Annotated in this window: 7 protein-coding genes and 2 pseudogenes; 7 read left to right on the top strand and 2 right to left on the bottom strand. The window is 60.1% G+C overall.

Going from position 1 to position 6,263, the window contains the following annotated elements; genetic code table 11:
* Positions 1 to 500 (top strand): integrase core domain-containing protein (locus K2Y56_RS04935; protein ID WP_292505718.1); only part of this gene is annotated, 500 nt, incomplete at its 5' end.
* Positions 501 to 504: 4 nt separating this feature from the next.
* On the opposite strand, the gene K2Y56_RS04930 is transcribed toward K2Y56_RS04935, so the two are convergent.
* Positions 505 to 921 carry a hypothetical protein gene (locus K2Y56_RS04930; RefSeq protein WP_292505716.1) on the bottom strand — a complete coding sequence of 139 codons (417 nt, stop codon included), beginning with the start codon at positions 919 to 921 and terminating at the stop codon, positions 505 to 507.
* Positions 922 to 1,578: 657 nt separating this feature from the next.
* Here K2Y56_RS04930 and phnC point away from each other — a divergent pair.
* From phnC to K2Y56_RS04900, 6 genes and pseudogenes are all read left to right on the top strand, one after another.
* Entirely contained in the window at positions 1,579 to 2,361 is a 783-nt protein-coding gene (gene phnC / locus K2Y56_RS04925; protein WP_292505714.1) for a phosphonate ABC transporter ATP-binding protein, read from the top strand.
* Positions 2,362 to 2,402: 41 nt separating this feature from the next.
* Positions 2,403 to 3,275, top strand: a complete 873-nt coding sequence (gene phnD / locus K2Y56_RS04920; RefSeq protein WP_091995058.1) for a phosphate/phosphite/phosphonate ABC transporter substrate-binding protein — start codon at positions 2,403 to 2,405, stop codon at positions 3,273 to 3,275.
* 4 nt (positions 3,276 to 3,279) lie between these two features.
* Complete coding sequence (phnE, locus tag K2Y56_RS04915; protein WP_048464249.1) at positions 3,280 to 4,113, top strand: phosphonate ABC transporter, permease protein PhnE; 834 nt, start codon at positions 3,280 to 3,282, stop codon at positions 4,111 to 4,113.
* Between the two features lie 8 nt (positions 4,114 to 4,121).
* The gene (locus tag K2Y56_RS04910) at positions 4,122 to 5,153 is read left to right on the top strand and encodes a phosphonate dehydrogenase (protein WP_048464248.1); all 1,032 of its coding nucleotides are present in this window, start codon (positions 4,122 to 4,124) and stop codon (positions 5,151 to 5,153) included.
* A 10-nt stretch (positions 5,154 to 5,163) separates the two neighbouring features.
* Positions 5,164 to 5,292 (top strand): annotated as a pseudogene (locus K2Y56_RS04905) (LysR family transcriptional regulator); the annotation flags it as partial.
* Positions 5,293 to 5,385: 93 nt separating this feature from the next.
* Positions 5,386 to 6,018, top strand: coding sequence for a LysR substrate-binding domain-containing protein (locus K2Y56_RS04900; RefSeq protein WP_082167375.1), 633 nt, complete (start codon positions 5,386 to 5,388; stop codon positions 6,016 to 6,018).
* Between the two features lie 30 nt (positions 6,019 to 6,048).
* Here the strand turns inward: K2Y56_RS04900 and K2Y56_RS04895 are convergent.
* Positions 6,049 to 6,189, bottom strand: a pseudogene (locus K2Y56_RS04895) (IS3 family transposase); the annotation flags it as partial.
* Positions 6,190 to 6,263 lie beyond the last annotated feature (74 nt).

Raw genomic sequence — 6,263 nt, 5'->3', positions numbered from 1 at the left:
TGGACGACTTCTCACGCTACATCGTCGCCTGGAAGCTGTGCACGACGATGCAGGCCAGCGACGTCACCGCCACGCTCGACCTGGCGCTGGGTGCGGCGGGGCTCGATCAGGCGCGGGTGATGCCGCGGCCCCGCCTGCTCTCCGACAACGGACCGAGCTACGTCGCCAGCGACCTGGCTGACTGGCTCGGCATTCGGGGCATGACCCACATCCGCGGTGCGCCATGCCATCCTCAAACGCAGGGCAAGATCGAGCGTTGGCATCAGACGCTCAAGAACCGCATCCTGCTCGAACACGCCTACTTGCCCGGCGAGTTGGAGACGCAGGTTGCCGACTTCGTCGAACACTACAACCATGCCCGAGCCCATGAGAGCCTGAGCAACCTCACGCCCGCTGACGTCTACTTCGGACGCGGCGAAGGGATCCTGGCCGAGCGGGAACGCATCAAACGCCAGACCCTCATGGAACGACGCTTGCGCCACCACGCGCAGGCCGCCTAACCTCTCACCCCAGATGGACCAGAGCCTCCGCTCCTGAACACCGCTGAATGTCCCAAATCATCTGACGACGGACAAGGGTAGGAATTTCATAAAGATTGATCCCATTCGGTAGTGCGGTATCGGAGAGGATCAATCGTATACCGGCACCGACGACAGCAAGGGCTTCGTCGGTGTGATCGTTATCAGTGACGACGTGATGAGCGTAGTTGCCGAGTGAACCGGCGCGGCTAAATGCGTGCATGGTCGGCTCAATCACTTGATCTCTGAGTTCGGCGAAGCGGGTAACATTCTCAAAAGGCTTAGCTTTAGCCAACTCGGGATATTGCAACAAAGCGATCTGCAGTCTTTTATGACGCTGCTCCATATTGTGAAGCCGAATACGGTTCGCTGCTGTGTTGTCATCAAGTGAAGATTTGCTCATGTTGCGCACCGTTATCCATTACAATTCTTGAGCTGATTTTTTTACAGTTTCTAGAGTCATGTGGGCGCTTTTTGGCGCATGTCCACCCCTTGTGTTTATATTAATCGGAAAGCGATCAGTCACAGCGTAGCGAGGCCCAGAACACCCCTCAATGGGCAGCAAAAATTTCTTATCCTTAAGCATGAGGTAACGTGCTACATCCTATAATTATGTCTGTTATGTTTTACGGGCAGTATGTAGGGAATCGATTTCATAATATCATAGTAATATTTTTTAAATTCAGGGATTATCATTGACGGTTTGTCCTTATGGGATTTACAAAGGAATATTTACACTTAATTTGATTACATTATTACATTTATTAAGTATACAAGCTCAAGATATAAACGATAAATAACTGTCATATGAATGCATCCATTGGCATTGTATAGATTTTATGAAATTGCAGTCAAAACTAGTCATAAAAGCTGGGACTTTAAGAGCTTGATTGTCAACCACACCCAGGCCGGGAGGTCCATGCTTTAACAGGGGCAACCAGTCGATCTGGCTCTTGGTGACGTCGGTGAACCAGGTTGAAGTCATTCGATTGTCATCTCCCCCCCGTATCGGAAAACGCGATCGAATATTCTCTTTGATCTAGGAATCGATTGGCGACTGATGCTGTCCATCTACGACCTTCAAGTTACCTATCCGGGGCGGTTAACCGCCCTGAATCCGACGTCGTTAACGTTCGACCAGGGCGAGTTCTCTGTGCTTCTCGGTCCGTCGGGTGCGGGCAAGTCCACGCTGTTGCGGTGCCTGAACGGTCTGGTCCGGCCAACGAACGGGCAGGTCGTGTCGACGGCTCATGGCGACATCCACTCCGGAAGCGTAACTTTGCGCCGGCATCGGGCTGCAACAGGCATGGTGTTCCAGCATCACCATCTTATTGGCCGCTTGACTGCTCTGGCCAACGTCCTCGTTGGCCGGCTCGGTCATCACTCGGCCCTTCGCTCATTGCTTCCGCTTCCCCTTGCAGATCGGCGCATCGCCCTGGAGGCACTCGAACGGGTCGGTTTGCTCGACCGGGCCTTAACCCGAGTTGACCAGCTTTCGGGCGGGCAGCAGCAACGTGTCGGCATCGCGCGGGCTGTGGCTCAGCAACCTCGGCTGATCCTTGCCGACGAGCCGGTAGCAAGCCTCGACCCGGCCACCGCGGCACGCGTCCTCGATCTCCTGCGAACGATCTGCAAGGCCGATGGCATCACGGCCGTAGTAAGCCTGCACCAAGTCGACTTGGCGCGCGGCTTCGCAGATCGCGTCATCGGTCTCCAGGCTGGGGCCGTCGTGTTCGATGGAACACCCGATCAGCTCTGCGAGGCGAGCCTTGAGCGGATCTACGGATCACGGACCGACGGCCCCAAGGGCCGTCGAAGACGAACGAGTGCGGCCCCGCCGTGAGCCGTCCTACGCCGCCCAGCCCGCCTAAAGGAAACCAACCCATGATTTCAAGACGTACCCTCGGTGCCGGCTTTGTGCTGGGCGCTCTGCTGCGAACCGGACCGTCGCTCTCGCAGGGCGCCGATCCCGACACTCTCAAAGTCGCGCTGCTGCCCGATGAGAGCGCCTCAACCATCATTCAGAACAATCAGGGTCTGAAGTCTTACCTGGAAGAAAGGCTTGGTAAGCGGATCGAGCTTGTCGTCACCACAGACTACTCGTCCATGATCGAGGCAATGCGGTTCAAGCGCATCGACCTTGGGTACTTTGGCCCATTGTCCTACGTGCTGGCCAAAAGCCGTTCGCCAGGGATCGAGCCGTTCGCTGCCCTGGTCTCAGGGGGGAAGCCGACCTACACGAGCTACCTTATCGCGAACGTCAATGCCGGCATTGCAAAGGCCGAGGACGTACGAGGGAAGACGGTCGGTTTCGGCGATCCGGCCTCGACGTCAAGTCACCTGATCCCGCGGGGCCTGCTCAAGAACCTTGGCCTCGAAGCCGGGGAGGATTTCAAGTTCCAGCACCTTGGCACACACGATGCTGTGGCTCGCGCAGTGGAGGCCGGCAATGTCCAGGCTGGGGGGATCAGTCGGACCATCTTCGAGACGCTCGTCGAAAGGAAGCTCATCGATTCCTCTAAGGTGAAGGTCGTCGCCGAGAGCCGGCCGATCCCGAATTATCCGTGGACCCTGCGCGGCGACCTCACGCCGGCGTTGAAGGACAAGATCAAGTCTGCTTTCCTTGAGATGAAGGATCCGGCGATCCTGAAGCCCTTCAAGGCCGAGGCCTTCGGCCCGATCACGGATGCGGACTACGACGTCCTGCGCGAGACCGCCAAGCTCCTCAACATCGACCTTACCAAGGTCAAGGGCTAGCGGCATGCCCCAATCACGCCTTCCTACGTCGTTCCCGGCCCCTTCTGCGGTCTACGACGTCCTGCTCGATCAGGCCCGATCAACGGCGCTACGGCGGCAGATCCTCGTCCTACCGATCGCTCTCGGGATCCTTGCATGCCTCTGGAAGGTCGGGCTGCTGGATCCCGTGCGTCTGGCGGAGGGTGTGCCCGCCCTTGCGCAGCTCGTCGACGAGATGACGCCACCTGATTTCACACGCTGGCGGTCGTGGCTGTCCCCCATCGTTGATACCTTCGCCATGAGCGTCGCTGGGACGGCTCTCGCCGTTACGCTTTCACTACCGCTTGGGCTGCTCGCGGCTCCGAACACCAGTCCTCATCCTCTGGTGTTTCGTGCGACGCGCATCGCGCTTAATGCGCTCCGGTCCGTCCCGGAGCTCATCATGGGCATCTTCTTCGTGGCCGCCGTCGGGTTCGGGGCCCTACCGGGCGTGCTTGCTCTCGGCCTGCATTCCGTTGGCATGGTCGGCAAGTTCTTCGCCGAGGCCATCGAGCACGCCGATCCGAAGCCCATCGAGGCCGCGAGAGCGGCAGGTGCCTCACCTTTCCAGGTCGTGACGCATGCTGTGCTGCCACAGGTCCTGCCGCAGCTGACGGACACCACCTTGTATCGATGGGAATACAATTTCCGAGCATCGACTGTGCTCGGCGTCGTTGGGGCGGGCGGCATCGGTTTTGAACTCATCGCCTCGCTAAGGCTCCTTCAGTACGATCAGGTCGCAGCGATCATGCTGTGCATCCTGGGCGCCGTTACCCTCGTCGATGCGTTGGGCGGACTGCTGCGCCGCCGGCTTAAGTGAGAGATTGCATGCGCGCCAAGGTCGTCGTCACGAACCCTGTCTTCCCCGAGACAGAGGCCCTCCTGGAACCGCTCTGCAGCCTCGACGTCAATCCAGGCCCGGACCCCTGGCCGCCTGAGGAAGTGAAGCGCCGTTGCGCTGATGCCGACGGGGTCTTTACCTTCATGACGGATCGCGTGGACGCCGATTTCCTCGCGGCCTGCCCACGGCTCAAGGTTGTGTCGTGTGCCCTTAAGGGGTGGGACAACTTCGACGTCACCGCTTGCACCGACGCCGGGGTCTGGTTGACCGCAGTCCCGGACCTGCTCACTGAGCCGACCGCGGAACTGGCGGTTGGTCTGGCCATCGGTCTTTGCCGAAATGTTTTGATCGGAGACCGGGCTGTGCGCGCCGGATTCGAGGGCTGGCGCGCCAGCCTCTACGGCGCGGGGTTATCAGGCAGCGTCATCGGCATTGCCGGCATGGGAAAGGTCGGCCAAGCCATTGCGCGTCGGCTCGGAGGCTTCGGTGCCAGGGAGATCGTGTACTTCGATGCCGCGACGCTCCCCGTGGACGCAGAACGCGCGCTCGGTCTGAGGAGGGTCGCTTGGGAGACACTCGTTGCACAATCAGACCTGCTTATCCTGGCACTTCCCCTGACACCTGCTACTCGTCACCTGCTGAACGCTGAGACTCTCGCCAAGGCTCAGCCTTGGTTACGGATCGTCAATGCCGGTCGCGGTTCGGTGGCAGACGAGGCTGCGGTTGCCGACGCTCTTTCCGGTGGACGCATCGGCGGCTATGCCGCGGACGTATTCGAAATGGAGGATTGGGCCCTCGACGATCGCCCGCGAAGCATCGAGCCGAGGCTTCTATCCGATCATGACAGGACTCTATTTACGCCTCATCTCGGTTCCGGTGTCGTTGCGGTGCGTCGCGAAATCGAGGCAGCGGCGGCTCGCAACTTGTTGGCTGTCCTTCAGGGCAAAGAGCCGCCGGACGCGATAAATTGGCCATCGCAGCCGCGCACGCAGCGCAAGGGGCACGCTCCGTCATTGTGAAAGCATACTTGTGCTGAACCTTCACCACGTCGAGACATGGCTTTCCGTGCTCGCGACAGGCAGTTTTCAAGAAGCTAGTCGTCGCCTCGGATTGGCCCAGTCCACGGTTTCGCAGCAAGTGCAAAAACTCGAGGCGTCGTTGCGGGCACCCCTCGTGGAGCGCCATGGCACGGGATGCCGGCCCACTCCCCAGGGTAGAGCGCTACTACCCCACGCAGAGGCGCTCCTACGATTGAGCCGACGCGCGGAGGAAGCCGTCAATGGCGGCCGTCTTGCTATCGGTGCATCCGGCAACGTTGGCACCTATCTCCTGGCCGACCTGCTACGTGCCTACCAAGCGACCAATGCGACGTCCCCGCAGGTCGAGATCGGGACTAATCCCTACGTCATGGATCGGTTGGAGGCCGGTGAAATCGACCTAGCGTTGGTTGAATGGTGGGAGGCTCGGCCTGGTCTGATCGCACGTGCTTGGCGTCGCGAACCGCTGATTGTCATTGTCGGACCGGACCACCCATGGTCGACCTGGAAAAGCGTAACCCCAGGCGACCTTGTGGGCCGTCCACTCCTTGGGGGCGAACCTGGCAGCGGGACGGGACGCCTCTTACGAGAGGCCCTGGGTGCGGCGGGGGCGAACCTCGGTATCCACCACCAGCTTGGAAGCACAGAGGCGGTCAAGCGCGCGGTGCGGGCCGGCATTGGCATCTCGATTGTGATGGCAAGCTCCGTCACGGACGAGGTTCGTGCCGAGTTGCTTGTGGCATTGCCCCTGAAGGGCATCGACCTCTGTAAGACATTGTATGCGGCTCATCGATACCCGCTGCCCGGCACAACGTTGGCCGATGGCTTCATCGCAGCCCTTGCATGACGGCCATGGATGCTGTCATCGACGAAAAAGGGTCAGCGCATCCTCGTCAGCCGGCACCGTCGGCACGTAGCGTTGCGTGCCCCGGTGCTGGCCGACGATCCGGCAGGCATGGCGTTCTGAGAGACCATACTTCTCACGAATGCCGTCGACTGCCTGCCGGCGTCGCTCCGGCCTCGTCCGGCAGTCGAAGGCCATGGCCGTCGAGGTGGACAGCTTCGTCGGCGGCGTACGCGCTGCCTGACGTC

The sequence above is a fragment of the Methylobacterium sp. genome (assembly GCF_019745455.1).
Lineage (GTDB): Bacteria > Pseudomonadota > Alphaproteobacteria > Rhizobiales > Beijerinckiaceae > Methylobacterium.
The sequence above is the reverse complement of the archived record's forward strand: the minus strand, read 5'-3'. Positions and strand labels throughout refer to the sequence as shown.